This window comes from Rhodanobacter sp. T12-5, assembly GCF_008329435.1.
Lineage (GTDB): Bacteria > Pseudomonadota > Gammaproteobacteria > Xanthomonadales > Rhodanobacteraceae > Rhodanobacter.
The window spans coordinates 84567-102305 of record NZ_NPKN01000002.1 but is presented as its reverse complement, the minus strand read 5'-3'; the positions used below and the strand labels follow the sequence as shown (position 1 = coordinate 102305).

14 protein-coding genes and 1 pseudogene are annotated in these 17739 nt (G+C 65.8%); 8 read left to right on the top strand and 7 right to left on the bottom strand.

What is annotated here, in order from left to right:
- Nucleotides 1-41: 41 nt before the first annotated feature.
- Nucleotides 42-2354: a transferrin receptor-like dimerization domain-containing protein gene (locus CIW53_RS04555; RefSeq protein WP_149363529.1), complete on the bottom strand. Its 2313-nt coding sequence runs from the start codon at nucleotides 2352-2354 to the stop codon at nucleotides 42-44.
- A 209-nt stretch (nucleotides 2355-2563) separates the two neighbouring features.
- The gene (locus CIW53_RS04550) at nucleotides 2564-3907 is read right to left on the bottom strand and encodes a hypothetical protein (protein WP_149363528.1); all 1344 of its coding nucleotides are present in this window, start codon (nucleotides 3905-3907) and stop codon (nucleotides 2564-2566) included.
- Between the two features lie 165 nt (nucleotides 3908-4072).
- Here CIW53_RS04550 and CIW53_RS04545 point away from each other — a divergent pair, with 165 nt between their 5' ends.
- The 5 genes and pseudogenes from CIW53_RS04545 to CIW53_RS17865 form a co-directional block, all read left to right on the top strand.
- Nucleotides 4073-4846, top strand: a complete 774-nt coding sequence (locus CIW53_RS04545) for a class I SAM-dependent methyltransferase (protein WP_149363527.1) — start codon at nucleotides 4073-4075, stop codon at nucleotides 4844-4846.
- 118 nt (nucleotides 4847-4964) lie between these two features.
- Nucleotides 4965-5120: an oxidoreductase-like domain-containing protein gene (locus CIW53_RS04540; RefSeq protein ID WP_149363526.1), complete on the top strand. Its 156-nt coding sequence runs from the start codon at nucleotides 4965-4967 to the stop codon at nucleotides 5118-5120.
- 288 nt (nucleotides 5121-5408) lie between these two features.
- On the top strand, nucleotides 5409-5915 hold the full coding sequence (locus tag CIW53_RS04535) for a hypothetical protein (protein ID WP_197736619.1): 507 nt from the start codon (nucleotides 5409-5411) through the stop codon (nucleotides 5913-5915).
- Between the two features lie 187 nt (nucleotides 5916-6102).
- Entirely contained in the window at nucleotides 6103-8826 is a 2724-nt protein-coding gene (locus CIW53_RS04530) for an Ig-like domain-containing protein (protein ID WP_149363525.1), read from the top strand.
- Between the two features lie 162 nt (nucleotides 8827-8988).
- A pseudogene (locus tag CIW53_RS17865) lies at nucleotides 8989-9084 on the top strand (two pore domain potassium channel family protein); the annotation flags it as partial.
- Nucleotides 9085-9115: 31 nt separating this feature from the next.
- Here the strand turns inward: CIW53_RS17865 and CIW53_RS04520 are convergent.
- Nucleotides 9116-10030, bottom strand: coding sequence for an HDOD domain-containing protein (locus CIW53_RS04520; protein WP_242451769.1), 915 nt, complete (start codon nucleotides 10028-10030; stop codon nucleotides 9116-9118).
- A 563-nt stretch (nucleotides 10031-10593) separates the two neighbouring features.
- Nucleotides 10594-11316, bottom strand: a complete 723-nt coding sequence (locus CIW53_RS04510; protein WP_149363523.1) for an rRNA pseudouridine synthase — start codon at nucleotides 11314-11316, stop codon at nucleotides 10594-10596.
- Between the two features lie 185 nt (nucleotides 11317-11501).
- On the opposite strand from CIW53_RS04510, the gene CIW53_RS04505 reads away from it, so the two are divergent.
- The 3 genes from CIW53_RS04505 (at nucleotide 11502) to CIW53_RS04495 (ending at nucleotide 15899) form a co-directional block, all read left to right on the top strand.
- On the top strand, nucleotides 11502-12509 hold the full coding sequence (locus tag CIW53_RS04505; protein WP_149363522.1) for an LLM class flavin-dependent oxidoreductase: 1008 nt from the start codon (nucleotides 11502-11504) through the stop codon (nucleotides 12507-12509).
- A 160-nt stretch (nucleotides 12510-12669) separates the two neighbouring features.
- Complete coding sequence (locus CIW53_RS04500; protein ID WP_149363521.1) at nucleotides 12670-14883, top strand: EAL domain-containing protein; 2214 nt, start codon at nucleotides 12670-12672, stop codon at nucleotides 14881-14883.
- A 158-nt stretch (nucleotides 14884-15041) separates the two neighbouring features.
- Complete coding sequence (locus tag CIW53_RS04495) at nucleotides 15042-15899, top strand: PA4780 family RIO1-like protein kinase (RefSeq protein WP_149363520.1); 858 nt, start codon at nucleotides 15042-15044, stop codon at nucleotides 15897-15899.
- Between the two features lie 96 nt (nucleotides 15900-15995).
- On the opposite strand, the gene CIW53_RS04490 is transcribed toward CIW53_RS04495, so the two are convergent.
- The 3 genes from CIW53_RS04490 to CIW53_RS04480 form a co-directional block, all read right to left on the bottom strand.
- Nucleotides 15996-16427: an FKBP-type peptidyl-prolyl cis-trans isomerase gene (locus tag CIW53_RS04490; RefSeq protein WP_149363519.1), complete on the bottom strand. Its 432-nt coding sequence runs from the start codon at nucleotides 16425-16427 to the stop codon at nucleotides 15996-15998.
- Between the two features lie 74 nt (nucleotides 16428-16501).
- A complete protein-coding gene (locus CIW53_RS04485) occupies nucleotides 16502-17101 on the bottom strand; it encodes a cation transporter (RefSeq protein ID WP_149363518.1) in 600 nt (199 codons plus the stop codon).
- Nucleotides 17102-17113: 12 nt separating this feature from the next.
- Complete coding sequence (locus tag CIW53_RS04480) at nucleotides 17114-17671, bottom strand: YaeQ family protein (protein WP_149363517.1); 558 nt, start codon at nucleotides 17669-17671, stop codon at nucleotides 17114-17116.
- Nucleotides 17672-17739 lie beyond the last annotated feature (68 nt).

The following is a 17739-nucleotide window of genomic DNA, read 5'->3' as shown; positions in this document are numbered from 1 at the left end:
GTTGCATGCGCCGCCCTGTGCTCCAGCCATGACGGCGGCAGTTATTTTTCCAGCAATGCCGTCAACCGGTCCAGTTGCGCGCGGTAGCGGTCGAGCACCTTGGCGGTGACGACGGCGTAGTGGTCGGCCTCATTCCAGCGGCGGGCTTCGAGTGCTTCGCGCACGCCGGGCACGGTCTTGACGCCGTAGCCGGTGAGCATGCCGGGTGCGTAGATGAAGTGCTTGAACCAGGCGCGGCCGGGCAGGCCGGCCGGATCGGTCAGTGCCTGTTCCATGCTGCCGATCAGATGGTTCAGTTGCTGCCGTTGCGCGTTGGGCAGGTTGAAGCCGGCGGCTACGCGTTTGTCGTAGGCCGTCTGGTAAGCCTGCGCGCTTTGCTTCAATTGTTTCGCGGCCTGGTCGAGCGGTGCGAGGTCGATCTTCGGCATGTCGGAGTCGCGTGCTGGTGGCCCTACCGGCCGGGTCGGATCGGCATCCAGCGCGAAGGCGTGGTGATCGAACAGCTGATGCTGTTGTTCGGTGGCCTTGCGGGTGTCGTCGACGAGTTTGTGCAGCTCGCCGACGTAGCGATCGAGCGTGTCGCTGAAGTCGCCGAAGCGCAGTGGCAGCACGTTGGCATCGGCAGTGCGCAGCACGATGTGGCCGGCAACCTTTGCCAACGCCACGCCGTAGGCGAAGTCGGGATCGCCGAAACGCACGTAGTGGTCGAACGAGTCGTAGCGCGAGTGGTAAATGCCACCGTTGTCGTCTTCGCCGCCGAAGCCGAGATCGAGCGAGGCGATGCCGAGGTGCTCAAGGAATGCGCTGTAGTCGGAACCGGAACCCAGCGCTTCGATCGGCACGTCGCCGCCGGCTGCCGCCAGCTTGGCGATCGCCCTGGCCTCGGGTTTGGCGTCCTTGGCGGAGCCATCCACCAGCATGTGCGCACGCAGGCGTTCGAGCACGCTGACGTGGGTTTCCGGGTCGGTCACGCCGCCCGCCACCTGGTTGACCAGGTGCTGCAGCGAATGGCTGCCGCCGGCGCCGAGGAAGCCACGGCCGTTGGTGTCGGAGTTGACGTACAGCACCGCTTTCTTCTGCAGTTCCGCGGCATGTGTCTCGGCCCATTCGGTGGAACCGAGCAGGCCCGGCTCCTCGCCGTCCCAGCTGGCGTAGACGAGGGTGCGCTGCGGCCGCCAGCCCTGCTTGACCAGACCACCGATGGCCTTGGCCTCGGCCATCAGCGCGACGTTGCCGGCGAGCGGATCCCATGCACCAAACATCCAGCCGTCATGGTGGTTGCCACGCACGATCCATTGGTCCGGCGCGCTGGAACCCTTGAGCACGGCGATCACGTCATAGACCGGCTTCTGGCCCCAGGTGGACTGCACGGTGATGTGCGCCTTGGCCGTGCTTGGTCCGACGTGATAGGTCAACGGCAATGAACCGCGCCAGCCAGCCGGAGCCACCGGCCCGCCCAGCGCCTGCAGCAACGGGGTCACGTCGGCGTAGGAAATCGGCAGTACCGGGATCTTCAGTACGGTTTTCGCGTCCTTCAGCGCCAGCCGCTTCGCATGGGCGGTGGACCCTACACCGGGGGTCAGCGGGTCGCCGGGATAGACCTGCATGTCGGCGACGGAGCCGCGCTGCACGCCTTGTGCCGGACGCCAGCCGCCTTGCGGATAGACATCGCCGCGGGCGTAACCGTCGTCATGCGGGTCGGAATAGATCAGGCAGCCGACGGCGCCGTGTTCCTGTGCGAGTTTCGGCTTGAGGCCGCGCCAGCCGCCGCCATAGCGCGTGATGACGATCTTGCCGCGCACGTCGATGCCGCGCCGGGCGAGTTCCTTGTAGTCATCCGGCATGCCCTGGTTGACGTAGACCAGCTCGGCGGTGACATCGCCATCGCCGCCGTAAACGTTATAGGGTGGCAGTGCATTGGCGCGGATGTCGGAGGTGCTGTCCCCGGCAACGGCCGGCTCGCTGAGCACGGCCGTGTAGGGCTTCGGTCCCAGCAGTTCCAGCGCAACCTTCTTCGGCGTGGGATAGAGCACGTTGAAGGTTTCGATATGCGCATCCCAGCCCCATTCGCGGAACTTGGCCAGCATGAACTCGGCGTTGGCTTTGTCGTGCGGAGCGCCGACCTGGTTGGGCTGCGATGACATCTGCTTGAGCCAGCTGCGCTGGTCGGCCGGATCCAACTGCGCGTCGAAACGCTGCTCCAGGCTGCGCTGGGCGGTGGCACCGTCCGCATCGAAACCGAGCATGGCACCGTTGCCGTGGTCGTCCGCATTGTTGGCGGTGGTGGCGGCGGCGGCAAACGTCGCCAGCAGGCAGGCGCCCATCAGCAACGGGCGGATCTTCATTCGAGTCATGCGCGTACTCCACTGGTCGGGGATCGTCATTCGAATCGCAGCACGGGGCCCATACCCATGCAGGGGGATTTCACGGCAACAACTCTTTGGTTATACGCGTGCGCCACGCAGAATGCGTAGGACGTTAGTCATGCCTGCACTTCCTGCCGGGGTCCCGGTTCTGTCCTTGATGACTCAAGTCTCATGGCGGCATCCGCATGTCTGGACGGCTACGGGGTGTCGTCGGCCTTTTCCGGCACCGAGATGGTCTGCCGGTAAATCGGGCTGCCATCCTCGGCACTGATGGTCAGATCGTATTTGCCGGGGCGCAGGTAGAGCTCGCTGACGGGCGCTCCCTGGCCCTGGCGGACGCGGTCATTGAGGGTGGCCATCAGCGGCACCGGGTCGAGCGCCATGCGATCGGCCGGGATCGCGTCCTTGCCTTCGTCGGCATAGCGCGCCTCGATCAGGCACGGGTAATGCTCTTCGCAGCGATCGCCGCTGATGAAATATGGGTGGCGCAAGCCACCGAGACTGAGCCAGGTGGGACGTCCGCGACGCATCTGCTGCGCTGGGAAAACCACATTGACATCGTAGCCCGCGCGCAATGCCCATGGCTTGCCGGCCTTGTTCTCGAACACGATCGGCACCTGCGGCTGCAGCTTCTCCACGATGGCGTCGTAATAGGGATGGTTGTCTTCCTTGACCTGATGCGGCACGAGCACGGTCTGCTCCACGCTCAGCCCGTCGATGCCCGACAACTTGTACAGATGCTCGGCCATCGAGGAGCCGCCGAGGAATTCGCCAGACTTCTGGATGTGCGCGTAACCGGCTTCGACCACCACCCGAGCACGCGGGTCGTGCTGGAATATGTGTTCATAGATGTTGCGTGCCTGTTCCGCTTCGCGGGCGTCGCCGGTCGCGTCGGAGAGCGCCTCGTAACCGATCACCTTGAAGCCGAGCTTGAGGGCGGTGCGTACCATTTCGGCGCTGATCGGTTCGGCGGTGTAGAAACCGCTGTCCGCCGTGGGATAACCGCGCGACTGCAATTTCCTGTCGGTCTGGTAGATCGTTTCGACGGCGAAATAGCTGAAGCCCTCCTGCCGCAGCTTGCTCAGCAACTGCACGGTGAGCGTGCGGGTGAGCGGGATGTTGTGCGCTTCGTTGAGGTAGACCAACTGGTATTTCTTCGCCAGTTCCGGAATCGCCTCCAGCGCGGGGCGGGCGCTGTATTCGGGATCGGACAGCGGCGAAGGGCGATCGTCCTTCTCCAGCGGCTGCTTGATCGAAAAGCTCAACGCCGCATCCGGGTAGTCGCCGATGAACGTCTGGTACCAGCTAAGGTACTGACCGAAGATCAGCCGGAAGGCGGGGTCCTTGTCATTGGCGTAGGCGTAGCGCATGACTTGGTACTGCGCCAGCAGACCCTTGTGCTTGTCCGCCTCGTGCATGATTTTTTCGGATTTGCGCGAGGCCTCGATCTGGCGCGACCTCCACGACTGCGCCAGGCTGGCGGCGGGCACGCAGAAAAACAGCGCGCAACTGAACATGATTCCGGTGCGTAGTGCCGACATGCGATGTCCTCCCGTGGTGCCTTGTACTGGCATCGGCAGTTTTACCAGCACGGGCCCCGGCTGTCGCCTGACCAATGGCACGGCAGCGTCGAGCGCGAGGGCACGAGACGGGGCGGCCGGTTCGGGAGCACAATCGTTGTTCCCTGATCGCTGCGGAGAGACGTCATGCGCCCGACTGTTCTTGCTGTACTGATTGCCTTTGCCCTGCCTGCTGCTGCGTCGGCCCAGGTTGCGAACCTGCACAGCGGCGCGATCACCGCCGCGGTGCAGAAGGCGATCGACGACCCGGCCCGGCAGGCGGACAAATCCGACGATGCCCACCGCAAGATCGCCGCGGTGATGATGTTCGCCGACGTCAAACCGGGCCAGAGCGTGCTGGAGCTGGTGCCCGGCAGCGGTTACTGGACGCGCGTCTTCAGTGCCATCGTGGGTCCGCAAGGCCACGTCTATACGGTCTGGCCGGCGGAAATGGCCAAGTATTCGGCGAAAAGCCTCGCGAACTGGCAGAAGTTGGCCGCCACGCCGCATTACGCCAACGTCAGCGTGCTGCAGCAGCCTGGTGCGCACTTGAGCGTGCCGGCGCCGGTGGATCTGGTATTCACCGCGCAGAATTATCACGATTATCACGATTCGTTCATGGGGCCGGTGGATATGGCCAGCTTCGACAAGCAGGTCTATGACGCGCTCAAGCCCGGCGGCCTGTTCGTCGTGATCGACCACGTCGCCCCGGCCGGCTCAGGTTTTGCCGATACCGATACGCTGCACCGCATCGATCCGGCGGCGGTCAGGAAGGAAGTGGAGGCTGCCGGCTTTGTCTTCGACGGCGAGAACAACGCACTGCGCAATCCGGACGATTCGCACGAGGCCAAGGTGTTCGACAAGTCGATACGCGGCCATACCGACCAGTTCATCTACCGCTTCCGCAAGCCCGCGAAATAACGCGCGGAGCCTCACCGGTCGCGTGCATCCATCACGCGACCGGCTTGGGCCGCGACGCAATCGGCCGCACGCGCGAAGTCATGCGGAACACCAGCCCGTGAACCCGACCGATTCCCTCATGCCTGATCCCGATCCACCGCCACGGCGTCCGCCTGAACCGGACGCTGCCGATTGCTGCGGCGAAGGTTGCGTGCGTTGCGTGTACGACATCTACGAGGAGGCGCTGGAACGCTATCAGGCGGAACTGGCGGCGTGGCAAGCCCGGCACCGGTGAGGACACTTCAGCCTTGGAGAGCAACCATGTGGATGGCCGTCACCCGTGAAGTCAGCCCCGCGCTCGGTGCCTGCGAGTTGTCGTACGTCGAGCGCGTGGCCATCGATGTGCCGCGTGCGTGCGCGCAGCACGATGCTTACCGGCGGGTGCTGGAAGCGCTGGGTTGCCGCGTACTGACGCTGCCGGCCGAACCGCATCTTGCGGACTCCGTCTTCGTCGAGGACGTGGCGATCGTGCTGGATGACGTCGCGATACTGACCCGCCCCGGCGCCATCCCGTCGCGACGAAGTGGCGAGCGTCGGTGCGTTGCTTGGCGGCTATCGCAAGCTTCTGGCGATCGAGGCGCCGGGCACGATCGATGGCGGCGACGTGCTGCTGGCCGGCCGCATGCTCTACGTGGGCCAGTCCTCGCGCAGCAACGCCGACGGCATCGCCCAATTGCGTGCCCTGCTGGCTGGCCGGGGATACACCGTGCAGGGCGTGCCGACCCATGGCTGCCTGCATCTGAAATCGGCGGTGACCCAACTTGCCGGCGATACCTTGCTGCTGCAGCCGGCGTGGGTCGATCGCGGGCGATTCAACGATTTCCGCGTGATCGAGGTCGATCCCGCCGAACCGCACGCCGCGAACGTGCTGCGTGTCGGCGACGCGCTGGTGATGCCGGCCAGCTTTCCGCGCACGCGGCAGCGGCTGCTCGATGCGGGATTCCAGGTCAGCTCCGTCGACGTCTCCGAGTTGCAGAAGGCCGAAGGCGCGGTGACTTGCTGCAGTCTGGTGTTTCGCTCGGACGACTGAGCTTGCGGCGAGGGTCCGCTGCCGCCCGGCCAGTGCGCAGGATGTTCCGCCGCGCCGGAACGTGTTCGATGGTCGCGATGTGCAAGATCCTGCGATCGCGCCTACGACTTTTGGTCATACCGCTGCCATCGCCGGTCGCATATAAAGCCCGCCAGGGGAATTCTCGACAACGCGTAAGGATCTGGCGATGCGATTGAAAAAAATGGTGACCCGCAGCCTCGTGTTCGCGGGATGGGTGCTCTGTTTGCCGACGCTGGCTGCGCCAGCGCTGCCGGACCATCAAGAGTTTGACGCGGCCCTGCAGGTGCCGTTCCAGGCTGATGCAGCGCGATCCATCGTGATGCATTTCGAATATCCCGGCGCGGCCGTGGGGACGCCGGTGGCATGGCAGGTTTCGTTGCTCGATCGCAGCGGCCAGCTGCTGCGCGAATGGAATGGCAGCACGGTGATGCATGTGCGCAAGGCCACGGCGAGCGTTCGCTGGGACGGTCTGGACAGTCACCGGCGCCCGCTGCCCGCGGGTTACTACACGGTGCGTCTGCGTGCGATCCCGCTCGATGACGACAATGCCCGCCGGATCGGCACTGGCATGCCTGCCCATGCACTGGCACTCGCCACGCGGCTGGCGCCGACGCATGTCGAGGAGCAGCGTTATGACATCCAGGTCGGCAAAGTGGCGGCCACGGCCATGCCGGCATTCAGCGCATTGCCGCAGCATGGCGGGGTGCACGCACTCTCGGTCGGTGCCGGCGGGCTGCCGTACACGATCTGGTACGGCGACCTGCACAGTCAGACCAACCACAGCGACGGTGGCGGCGAGCTCGCTACCTGCCACGGCGAGCAGGCACCGCAGAGCAGCCCCTACGGCCCGACCGATGCCTACCAGTACGCGATGAACCGCGGGCTGGACATGCTGATGACGTCCGAACACAACCACATGTTCGACGGGTCCACCGGCACCAATGCGTCGGCCAATCCGGCCACCGCGCACAACCTGTTCGCCTCCGGTCTGCAGGCGGCGGCCACGTTCCGTGCCGCGCACCCGGATTTCCTGTCGATCTACGGCCAGGAGTGGGGCGTGATCAGCAACGGCGGGCACATGAACATCTTCAACGCCGACGGCCTGATCGAGTGGGAGAAGAACAGTGCCGGCCAGTTGATCGGCGACTACGAGATCGCCAAGGGCGACTACGCTTCGTTGTACACGCTGATGCGCGGCAAGGGCTGGATCGGCCAGTTCAACCACCCGGCGCAGAGCGGCCAGTTCACGGTCGACGGCACCAGCTTCGGCTATACCGCGGACGGCGATGCGGTGATGGTGCTGGCCGAGGTGCTTAACAGCTCGGCCTTCTCGGTCAACACCACCGAATCGGAAACCAGCCGGCCGAATTACGAGGCCGCTTTCAACACCATCCTCGAACGCGGTTACCACGTCGCGCCGAGTTCGGATCAGGACAACCATTGCGCGAACTGGGGTGCCAGCTTCACCAACCGCACCGGCGTGCTGATTCCGAGCGGCACAGCGTTGAGCCTGAACAGTTTTCTCGACGCCCTGCGCGCGCGCCGCGTGTTCGCCACCGAAGACAAGACCGCACAAATCGTGCTGACCGCGAACGGTCACCTGATGGGTGAGCGCTTCAGCAACAGCGGTGCGCTGACGCTCACCGTCGACTACGCCAGCACGTCCGGCCAGAGCGCCCAGCGGGTGCAGGTATTCGAGGGCGTGCCGGGCAGCAACGGCACGGTCGCAAGCTTGTCCGAAACCGCGACCACCACCGTCACGCCCGCCACCGGCGAGCACTTCTACTACGCCAAGATCACCCAGGCCAATGGCCTGCGGCTGTGGTCGGCGCCGGTGTGGGTGACCGAAGGCTCGGGAGGTGGTGGCGACACCATCGCGCCGACGGCAAGCGCCAGCGAAAGCGGCAGCAGCGGCACCATCACCTTCGGCGCCAGCGCCAGCGACAACGTCGGGGTGACCCGGGTGGAGTTCTACGTGGATGGCAACTTGCAGGGCAGCGACAGCAGTTCGCCATACAGCGCCACGCTTGACTCGACCACACTTGCCGATGGCGCGCACTCGCTGGTTGCCAGGGCCTACGACGCGGCCGGCAATGTAGGCAGCAGCAGCGCGGTCAATTTCAACGTGGCCAACGGCACCGCTGGCGATACCACCGCGCCGACGGTGACTGCCGGTGAGAGCGGCAGCAGTGGCAGCATCACCTTCAGCGCGAGTGCCAGCGACAATGTCGGGGTCAGTCGGGTGGAGTTTCAGGTGGATGGCGCGCTGAAGGCCACCGACAGCAGCTCTCCGTACAGCGCCACGCTCGACTCCACCACGCTCGCCAACGGCACGCACGCGCTGGTCGCCAAGGCGTACGACGCGGCCGGCAATATCGGCAGCAGCAGCCCGGTCAGCTTCAGCGTGTCCAACAGCAGTGGCGGTGGCAGCACCCAGCTGATCACCAATGCCAATTTCGAAAGTGGCGACACCGGCTGGACCCGGACCAGCGGCGTGATCACCAACAGCAGCAGCGAGCCGGCCCATGCGGGCAGCTGGAAGGCGTGGCTCGATGGTTATGGCGCAACGCACACCGATTACGTGCGGCAGAAGATCAGCATTCCAGCCGGGGTGTCGACGGCGACGCTGGACTTTTTCATGCACGTCGACACCGACGAGCCGACCACCACAGCGTATGACACGCTGCAGGTGCAGGTGATCACCTCGACCGGCAAGGTGCTGACCTTGGCGACCTTCTCCAACCAGGATGCGGCCACCGGCTACCAGCACCACACGTTCAGCCTGAACGGGTACAAGGGGCAGACCCTGCAGGTCAATTTCGTCGGTGTGGAGGACGGCATGCAGCAAACCTCGTTCGTGCTGGACGACGTCGCCGTCACCGTGCAATGAGCAGGCGCGGAAGGCGCACGCGCGCCTTCCGCCCTGTCGGCACGCGCATGGAGCCGCGTGCGGTGCACCGCACGCGCGGGCATGGTCGGATCAGCGTTGGCATTGCGGTGCCGGCGGTGGTGCCCCGGGTGATGCTGGACATTCCCCCCCCGCTGGACGGCACTCGAGCCGTTGTTCTATTTCTGTGCCGCCGGTTGCCTGATCGCCTACATGCTGGCGGATCGGCGTGCGACTGCCGATGAGCTGTTAGCCGCTGGCACCGCGCGACGGCAGCCGATCCGATTCTTGATCAGCCGGTGGTCTTTGCCTGCGTGAAATGACGGCGCAGATCCTGCTGGCAGCGGGTCAGCAGTGCAGGGGCGAACGGGTCGCCGTCGCCCTGGCTGAGGTCGAGGTCGGCAGCAACCCGGTCGTGCTCGGCCAGCAGTTGCGCCATCGCCAGCAGGTCGGCCGCGGACAGCGCCTTGCCCAGTGCCGTCGTGGGCGGGCTGGCCGGGTCTTGCCCATCGGCCATCGCCTCGATCACCCGCGCCGGCAGTTCCCAGTGTTGCGCGGCCTGCAATGACAGTCGCCCGGCGAGTCGCGCGCAGCTGTCCAGGAAGCCGGGCGAAAGCGGCACGCTGACGTCGGCGATCAGTTGATCCAGCAGGCGTACCACCGCGCCGGTACCGGTACGGCAGATGATGCCCGCCAGGTAGGCCTCGAAGCTGTCGCAGCCGCTGTTCTTGCCCAGCCACGCGCAGGCGTGCGCGCAGCGTTCGGCGTGATCCCACAGGCGCACGCCGGCGGCGTGGCCGAGCGCGCCGGCGTTGGCCTGCAGGATCGGTTTCATCACGTGCTGGGTCAGCACCTGGCGCAGGCCGTCCTGGCCGAGCAGCACGACCGCCTGCTGCAAGCTGGTGATCGGCTGGGCCGAACGGTAATAGACGCTGCTGGTGACCCGCATCACCTCGCCGACCATCAGCGGATCGCGGCCCACGAGCTTGGCCAGCTGGCCACCGGCGGCATCCTCGCTCTTGAGGGTGCGCAGCAACTGCGGCAGCACGCTCGGCAGCCGCGGCAGGCTGCGCATGTCGAAACGGGTACTGAGCAGCTCCAGTCGTTTGAGGGTGGCCTGTTCGGACGTGGTGGGACCGTCGATGTCAGCGTCGGGCAGGTCGAGCACGAAGCGCTGGAACCGATCCTCGATCTGCGTTCTCGGCATGGTCGGTCGGACTGCCGCGGCGATGCGCGGCGCGGGTGCAGGCGCGGGCATGGCGGTGGCACGAGGCTGCGCGCGAGGTGCAACCGTTTTCCGGCCGCCGCCAAAAATGCGCTGCCACATGCTCGCCATACGGTATTTCCCTCATTTTTTCGAGCCAGGTCCGGGTATCCGTCCGTTATCGGCAGCGGGCCGGAATCATTGAGGCGTGCTGCCGCTCATCGCAGGAACGCCATGCCTTGATCTGCCTGTGCGCAAGCGAGCGCAACGGACTCCTCCCGCCGTTTCGGCGGGAGAGCAGTGCTTGCCGGTGCGCGGATGCCATCGCCAAGGCGGGTTACTTGTTCTTCTTCTTTTCCTGCTTGGCGGCCTTCTTCTCCTTCATGGTCTTGGCCGGCTTCTTCTTTTCGCTCTTCTTTGAATCCATGCCCTTGCTCATGCTGATCTCCGATGTGGTGGATGCGTTGACAGGTGACGCGCAGTGAAGTCTAAGCGGTTCCGATGGCGGTTGGGCGGAATGGTTGACGGCCACGAACGGTTTGGCGCGGCGACATGCGGCCGGTTTTTCAGATGCGTTCGCCGGGCGCCAGATAACGCCATTGCCCGGGCGGAAGTTTCGCCAGCGGGATGCGACCCACGCGCAGGCGCTTCATGGCCAGCACCGTGAGGCCCACCGCTCGGCACATCGGCTCGATCTGGGTCGGTTGCAGCACCTTGAACGCGAAGCGCAGCCGCTGCTCGCTCTGCCAGCTGACCTTGATCGGCGGCATCGCATAATTGTTGAAGCGCAGGCCATGGTTGAGCAGGGCCAGCCCGTTCGGGATCAGCTCGCCGCCGACGTCGACCACGAACTCCTGTTCGACCCGGTCGATGTCCTCGGTAAGCTTGCGCGTGACGCGCCAGTCCTGGGTGAATATCAGCAGCCCGCTGGCGGTGGCTGGCAGCGGCAACGGCGAGGTCAGTCGCTGCAGGTGGCGTTTCAGCGGGCGCACGCCGGAGGCATCGTCGGGCGAGCGCGTTTGCGGGGTGACCAGCGCGCTGGCCGGGTTCGCACCGTTGCCGGCGTCGTAACCGACCGGCTTGTGCAGCACCAGGGTGGCCGGTTCGGTGGGGATCAGCCGGGCGTGAGGATCGAGTTCGACGGTCTGCGTGTCGACCATGAACTGCGGTTCTTCGACCACTTCTCCGTCCACCCGCACCCAGCCGCCCTCGATGTATTGCTCGGCCTCGCGGCGCGAGCATTGGGCCAGCGCGACGACGCGTTTGGCGAGGCGGACCGGATCTGTCATCGAGATGCCATGCAGTGAGGAACGACCATTGTAGGCACAGCAGGAGCGACTTCAGGCGCGATCGCTCCCGCCGCGCGAACCGGAGAGGCATCGTGGCCGAAGCCGCCCCACAGAAGTGCCCACCACCGTGGCAATCGGCGCGACAGCCCCCAGATCGTCAGCTTCCGTCCTGGTGAGAGTCCGACATGATTCCCTTCTCCGTCCTCGACCTGGCCCCGGTCACTGAAGGCAGCGATGCCGGGCAGGCGTTCCGCAACACGCTGGATCTGGCCCGACTTGCCGAGCAATCGGGCTACCGGCGCTACTGGCTGGCCGAGCACCACAACATGCCGGGCATCGCCAGCGCGGCGACCGCGGTGCTGATCGGATACGTGGCCGGCGGCACTTCGACGATCCGCGTCGGAGCCGGCGGCATCATGCTGCCGAACCACGCGCCGCTGCAGGTGGCCGAACAGTTCGGCACGCTGGCCTCGTTGTATCCGGGGCGGATCGATCTCGGGCTGGGCCGTGCACCCGGCACCGACCAGGCCACCGCGAAAGCCCTGCGTCGTTATTTCGACAGCGCCGACGCCTTTCCGCATGACGTGCTGGAACTGCTCGGCTACTTCGAGCCGGCCAAACCCGGCCAACAGGTACGTGCAGTGCCGGGTGCCGGTATCGATGTGCCAGTGTGGCTGCTCGGTTCGAGCCTGTTCAGCGCCAAGCTTTCGGCCCAGCTCGGCCTGCCGTTTGCGTTCGCCTCGCACTTCGCGCCGGATGCCATGGACGAAGCGCTGGCACTGTATCGCCGCGACTTCCGACCGTCCGCGCGCTTGTCGCAGCCGTACGCGATGCTGGGCCTGAACGTGGTCGCCGCCGACAGCGATGCCGAGGCGAGGCGGCTGTTCACCACCCAGCAGCAAAGCTTCATCAAGTTGCGCCGCGGCATGCCGGGGCTGATCCCGCCACCGATCGACGACATCGAATCGTTCTGGACGCCGGTCGAAAAGCTGGGGGTGGAGCGCGCGCTGGCCTGCGCCGTGGTCGGCGCCGCCGACACCGTCCGCAACGGCATCGAGGCGTTCGTCGCGCGCCACCGCCCGGACGAACTGTTGATCACCGCCAACGTGTTCGATCATGTGGCGCGACGGCGGTCGTTCGAGATCGCCGCGGCGGTGCATCAGGACATGGCGGCCCGTTCGGAACATCCCTGAGGCCTCCGGCACGTCGCCGGATTTCAGTTGTGCGCCGGTCTGCCGCTAAGCTCCACATGCCGGTTGCAAGGGGATGCGGGGCTTCTGCGCGGGCGCGAGCTCACCCATGATCTTGCCGACCTTGTCGTCGTTCGACTTGCGGTGTGGACGGAGGTGACGGATGGAATGCGCCCGTTGGGTGCGCAGTGCAATGCTGGCGCTGACTTGTGCGGCGCTGTATGGCGTGAGCGTGCCGTACCAGGCGGGGTTTTTCGGGGTCAGCATCGAGGCGTCGCTGGCGCACCTGCATATCGGATTCATGTTCGCGGTGGCGGTGCTGTATCGCGACCGGCTGCCTTTGCTGGCGGTTACGCTGGCTGCACTGATCGTCTGGCTGATCGCGGTCGGTGTCCGCCGGCACGCTCCGTTGATCGATTTGATGGGGCTTGGCTGGTCCGTGGTGATGTATGCCGCGCTTCGTTCCGGCGCGCGCTGGTTGCGTAGCGGCAAGGATCCGGACTGGCGGTTCGGCGTGGCCGACATGCCACGTTTCGTGTTGTTCGGCATGGTCGCGTTGCCGTTGTTGCTTACGCTGACGAACTGGGTGTTCAGCCGGTGGCTCGATCCGCACGCCAGCATGGCCACGATGAGCAGTGACGCGGTACAGGTCCTGTTTGCCGAATTTTTCGGCGTCTTGATCATCGGGTTGCCGATGATCGTGCTGGGTACCCGCGGGCGAGGTCGATGGCCGGACGTGGCTTGGTGGCGCGAGGCGCTGCCGTGGCGATTGCTGGGCGTGGGCGTATTGCTGCCGATGGTCGCACTGCAGCTGGCCGCGCGGGCCGGGTTCGACGTGGATGCGCTGTTGCAGGTCCTGCTCAACAACCGCCTGCTGGTGACCGCGGCGCTGATCTGGGCGACCTTGCGCGCCGGCCTGCGCTGGGGCATGCCGCTGCTGGTCCTGGTGGAGTTTTTCTTCGCCACGGCGCTGGCCCGCCATGCCGGTACCTCTGCCAACCTGACCGATCTGGCCGGACTGCTGCGCATCGCGATCGAATGCATGATGCTGGAGCTGCTGGTGCTGTTGCTGTTGATGTACAGCCGCGAGCGCGAGGCAGCCTTGCGTCGGCACGAGCGCGCCAGCCTGGTCGAACCGTTGACCGGGCTGTCGAACGTCGCCGCGTTGCGGCGCCGCTGCGAGGTGGATGGCCTGCCGCCGCTCGGCTTCCTGCTGCTCGATCGGGTGGAGAAGATTTCCACCGGCCTGGGCTTGCGTGCGCAGGCCGAACTGCCGCGCTGGGTGGCAACGCAACTGGCCGATCTGGCCGACACCTATCATATCGGCACTGGCCAGATGGTGCTGGTGCCGAGCGCGCCGCAGGAGGACCTGGCGGCGCAGTGGGAGTACGTGCTGCAGCGCCTGCACGAGAGCGAGTTCGTCTGGATGGATCGCCGGCTGCGCCTGCTGCCCTATCTGGGCGTTGCCGGCGCGGAGATGCACGAAGAGACGCTGGACGCGCGCATGCTGCGCGCCTCCGATGCGGCGATCGAGGCGCGCCAGCGTGGTGAAATGCGCCTGCAGCGAGCGGGCATGCTTGCCGGCGTCGCTCCGCAGGTGGATCGCCAACGCGCGCTGCAGCTCTCCTCCACCGTGCTGTCGCGAATCCGCGCCGGCGAAATCGAGCTGCATTTTCAGCCGTTCGAGCCGCTGTCCTCACGGGTCGCGCACGAATCCGTCTCCGGCGAAATCCTGTGCCGCCTGCGCGACGAGCAGGGCGAACTGATGTTGCCCGGTCAGTTTCTCGGCGAATTGCAGGCCGACCGACGCATGGCCGAGCTGGACCTGGCCGTGGTGCGGCAACTGGATCGGTGGTTGCGCGAACATCGGCCCCGGCTGCCGTTGCTGGGCCGCCTGTCCATCAACATCGGCGGCCAATCGCTGGCTTCGCGCATGTTCGCGCAGGAGCTGCTGGCGCTGCTCGATCGCTTCGCGCTGTCGCCGCGGCAATTGTGTTTCGAGGTCACTGAAACAGCGGCGATCACACACGCCGAGGAGTCGGCTGCGTTGTTCGCCGGGTTGCACGAGCGAGGCTGCCAGATATCGATCGATGATTTCGGCGTCGGTTTCCAGTCGTTCGAGCGGTTGAAGCAGATCCCGGTGGACGTGATCAAGATCGACGGCAGTTTCGTCCGCGACATGACGCGTTCGCCGCGGGACCTGGCGATGGTGCGTGCCACGGTCATGGTGGCGCGCGCGTTCAAGGCGGAGACCGTGGCCGAATACGTGGAGGATGCCGAGACCGCCCAGGCGCTGCGCGAGTTGCAGGTGGACTGGGGGCAGGGCTACCACTTCGCGTTGCCGCGACCGCTCGACGACGTGCTGCTGCGCCGCTGACCCCGCCAGCCGTTGGGCCACTGCGGCGTGAATCGCGAGCTCCGGCCGGCGTGCAGCCTTGCGCGCAGGAGGGACGCGCTGGCCGCAAAGAACACAGGCAGGCCTGCCGATCGGCCATAATGGGCGTTATTCCACGAATCGCCGAAGCTTTCCCACGCATGAAAACACCCAAGGGCCTGCAGGATCTGATCGAAGAGGGCGTGATCGATCAGGTCTTGCGACCGCTGAAGAGCGGCAAGGAAGCCTCCGTCTACGTCGTCCGATCGGGCGAGGACATCCGTTGCGCCAAGGTCTACAAGGACATGGCCCAGCGCAGTTTCCAGGCGCGCGTGCAATATCAGGAAGGGCGCAAGGTGCGTGGCAGCCGGCAGATGCGCGCGATGGGCAAGGCGACCAAGTTCGGCCGCAAGGAGGCCGAGGCCGCCTGGAAGAATGCCGAGGTCGACGCGCTGTACCAGCTCACCGCGGCCGGCGTGCGAGTGCCGAAGCCGTATGGTTATTTCAACGGTGTGCTGGTGATGGAACTCGTCACCGACGCGGACGGCCATTCCGCACCGCGGCTCGGTGAGGTGGAACTGTCGGCGGACACCGCGCGCGAATACCACCGCTTCCTGATGCAGCAAGTGGCGCGGATGCTGTGCGTGGGGCTGATCCACGGCGACCTGTCCGAGTACAACGTGCTGGTGGGGCCGGAAGGCCCGGTGATCATCGACCTGCCGCAGGCGGTCAGCGCGTCCGGCAACAACGCGGCGCGCGCGATGCTGCGGCGTGATGTGGGCAACATCACCATCAGCCTGTCGCGCTTTGCGCCGGAACTGCTCGATACCTACTACGGCGAGGAGATGTGGGCGCTGTACGAGCTGGGCGAATTGCATCCGGACAGCGAGCTCACCGGCCACTTCGAGTTCGACGAAAGCATCGCCGACGTCGACAGCGTGATGCAGTCGATCATCGATGCGCGCGAGGAGGCGATCATCCGCCAGCAGGGGCGCGAGGCAGCGGCGCAGGAAGACTGAGCGGATCGGTCGCCGCTGTGGATCGCGCTTGTGGGAGCGGCTTCAGCCGCGACGGCAGAGAGTGTCGCGGCTGAAGCCGCTCCCACAGGGAGAGCATCAAGGTGCGCTGACGTCGATCAGTTCGACATCGAATACGAGCGACGCGTTCGGCGGGATGTCGCCGCCGGCACCGTTCGCGCCATAGCCGAGTTCAGCGGGAATCAACAAGGTACGCTTGCCGCCGACGCGCATGCCGGCCACACCTTGGTCCCAGCCTTCGATCACCCTGCCGGCACCAAGCGTGAAATTGAACGGTGCGCCGCCGCGCGAGCTGTCGAACTGCGCACCGTGCTTGTCCTTCGCGTTTTCGTCGTAAAGCCAGCCGGTGTAGTGCACCAGCACGTCCATGCCGGCCTTCGCCTCGGCTCCGGTGCCGACCTTCCGGTCGATCACGGTGAGCTTGTCCACCTTGCCGCTGGCATGGGCTTGTGGTGCCGCGGTGCAGGCGGCGAGGGCGAACACGGCGAGCAAGGGTAGCAACCAGCGCATGAGCAACTCCATCGGAACGTGGACGAAGCGGCGATTATCCGGCAAACGGGGCACGGCGTCCCGATGGATGCCGCTCAGGCACGCGGGTCGGTCGCTTCCCGGCGCTCGCTGCGCGCTGCCCGCCAGACCTCGCGCGCCGCATCGGCGTTGATCAGCATGATGCCCGCACCGACGACCATGTCGGGCCAGACCGCGTGCGTCATCGCGGTGGCTGCGCCGGCGATCACGATGGCGATATTCGCGAAGACGTCGTTGCGCGCGGACAGGAACGCAGCCCGAGTCAGGCTGCCGCGGTGGTGGCGGTAGCGCATCAGCAGCATCGCGCAGCCGAAATTGACGAGCATCGCACCGAAGCCGGTGGCGGTCAGCGCCAGTGGTGCCGGCGGCGCGGGCAGCTGAAACTTGCTCCACAACGCCCACAGCGTGGCTAACGCGGGTACCAGCAGAATGCCGGCAAGTCCCATGCCCACGCGCGATCGAGCCTTCAGGCTCCAGCCGAGTGCGAGCAGGATCAGCAGATTCACCGAGGCGTCTTCCAGAAAATCGACGCTGTCGGCAAACAGCGAGACCGAGCCGATCGCCAGCGCCACTGCGAATTCGACGCCGAAGTAGCCCAGGTTGAGCAGGGCCACGATACCCACGACGCGACGCAGTGCGGTGTCATGCGTGGTCATCGGCAGGCCCGCTCAGTTCACTGTTTCGGCGGGTGCCATGCGCCGGAGGGGATCGACGGCGACCGCGGAGGCATCGTTCATCACCTGCAGCTGGCCGTCCTGGATCAGGCACTGCAGCCGCATGCCACGCTGCAGCAGCGCGACCAGTTCGGCCACGGTGCCGGCAGGGATGTCCAGCACGGTGAGGTTTTTGTTGCGGCCGAGTGCGGCGCCGACCTTGTTCCACCAGATCTCCGCGGCGTTGCCGCCGTAGCTGATCACCACCACCTGGCGCGACCGGCCGCAGGCCTTGCGGATGCGCGTCTCGTCGGGCTGGCCGACCTCGATCCACAGCTCGACCTCGTCGGTGTACGCCTTGCGCCACAGCGCCGGCTCGTCCTCGTCGCTGATGCCCTTGCCGAACTCCAGCCGCTCGTCGGCATACAGCGCGAACGCAAGCAGGCGCACCATCAGCCGTTCCTCGGTCTCGGACGGGTGCCTTGCCAGGGTCAGCGCATGGGTGGCGTAGTAATGCCGATCCATGTCGCTGATCTGCAGTTCGACTTTGTAGATGGTGGAGTTGAGTGCCATGGGGGTGTGCCTTGAGACAACAAGCCGACCATTGTACGCGCCGCCATGGTGGGGCGCGTTTGGGAATC

Excerpts from the sequence above, each read along its gene's own strand:
- CIW53_RS04555 (WP_149363529.1), bottom strand. The coding sequence starts at position 2,354 with ATGACTCGAATGAAGATCCGCCCGTTGCTGATGGGCGCCTGCCTGCTG.
- CIW53_RS04550 (WP_149363528.1), bottom strand. The coding sequence starts at position 3,907 with ATGTCGGCACTACGCACCGGAATCATGTTCAGTTGCGCGCTGTTTTTC.
- CIW53_RS04545 (WP_149363527.1), top strand. The coding sequence starts at position 4,073 with ATGCGCCCGACTGTTCTTGCTGTACTGATTGCCTTTGCCCTGCCTGCT.
- CIW53_RS04540 (WP_149363526.1), top strand. The coding sequence starts at position 4,965 with ATGCCTGATCCCGATCCACCGCCACGGCGTCCGCCTGAACCGGACGCT.
- CIW53_RS04530 (WP_149363525.1), top strand. The coding sequence starts at position 6,103 with ATGCGATTGAAAAAAATGGTGACCCGCAGCCTCGTGTTCGCGGGATGG.
- CIW53_RS04520 (WP_242451769.1), bottom strand. The coding sequence starts at position 10,030 with ATGCCGAGAACGCAGATCGAGGATCGGTTCCAGCGCTTCGTGCTCGAC.
- CIW53_RS04510 (WP_149363523.1), bottom strand. The coding sequence starts at position 11,316 with ATGACAGATCCGGTCCGCCTCGCCAAACGCGTCGTCGCGCTGGCCCAA.
- CIW53_RS04505 (WP_149363522.1), top strand. The coding sequence starts at position 11,502 with ATGATTCCCTTCTCCGTCCTCGACCTGGCCCCGGTCACTGAAGGCAGC.
- CIW53_RS04500 (WP_149363521.1), top strand. The coding sequence starts at position 12,670 with ATGGAATGCGCCCGTTGGGTGCGCAGTGCAATGCTGGCGCTGACTTGT.
- CIW53_RS04495 (WP_149363520.1), top strand. The coding sequence starts at position 15,042 with ATGAAAACACCCAAGGGCCTGCAGGATCTGATCGAAGAGGGCGTGATC.
- CIW53_RS04490 (WP_149363519.1), bottom strand. The coding sequence starts at position 16,427 with ATGCGCTGGTTGCTACCCTTGCTCGCCGTGTTCGCCCTCGCCGCCTGC.
- CIW53_RS04485 (WP_149363518.1), bottom strand. The coding sequence starts at position 17,101 with ATGACCACGCATGACACCGCACTGCGTCGCGTCGTGGGTATCGTGGCC.
- CIW53_RS04480 (WP_149363517.1), bottom strand. The coding sequence starts at position 17,671 with ATGGCACTCAACTCCACCATCTACAAAGTCGAACTGCAGATCAGCGAC.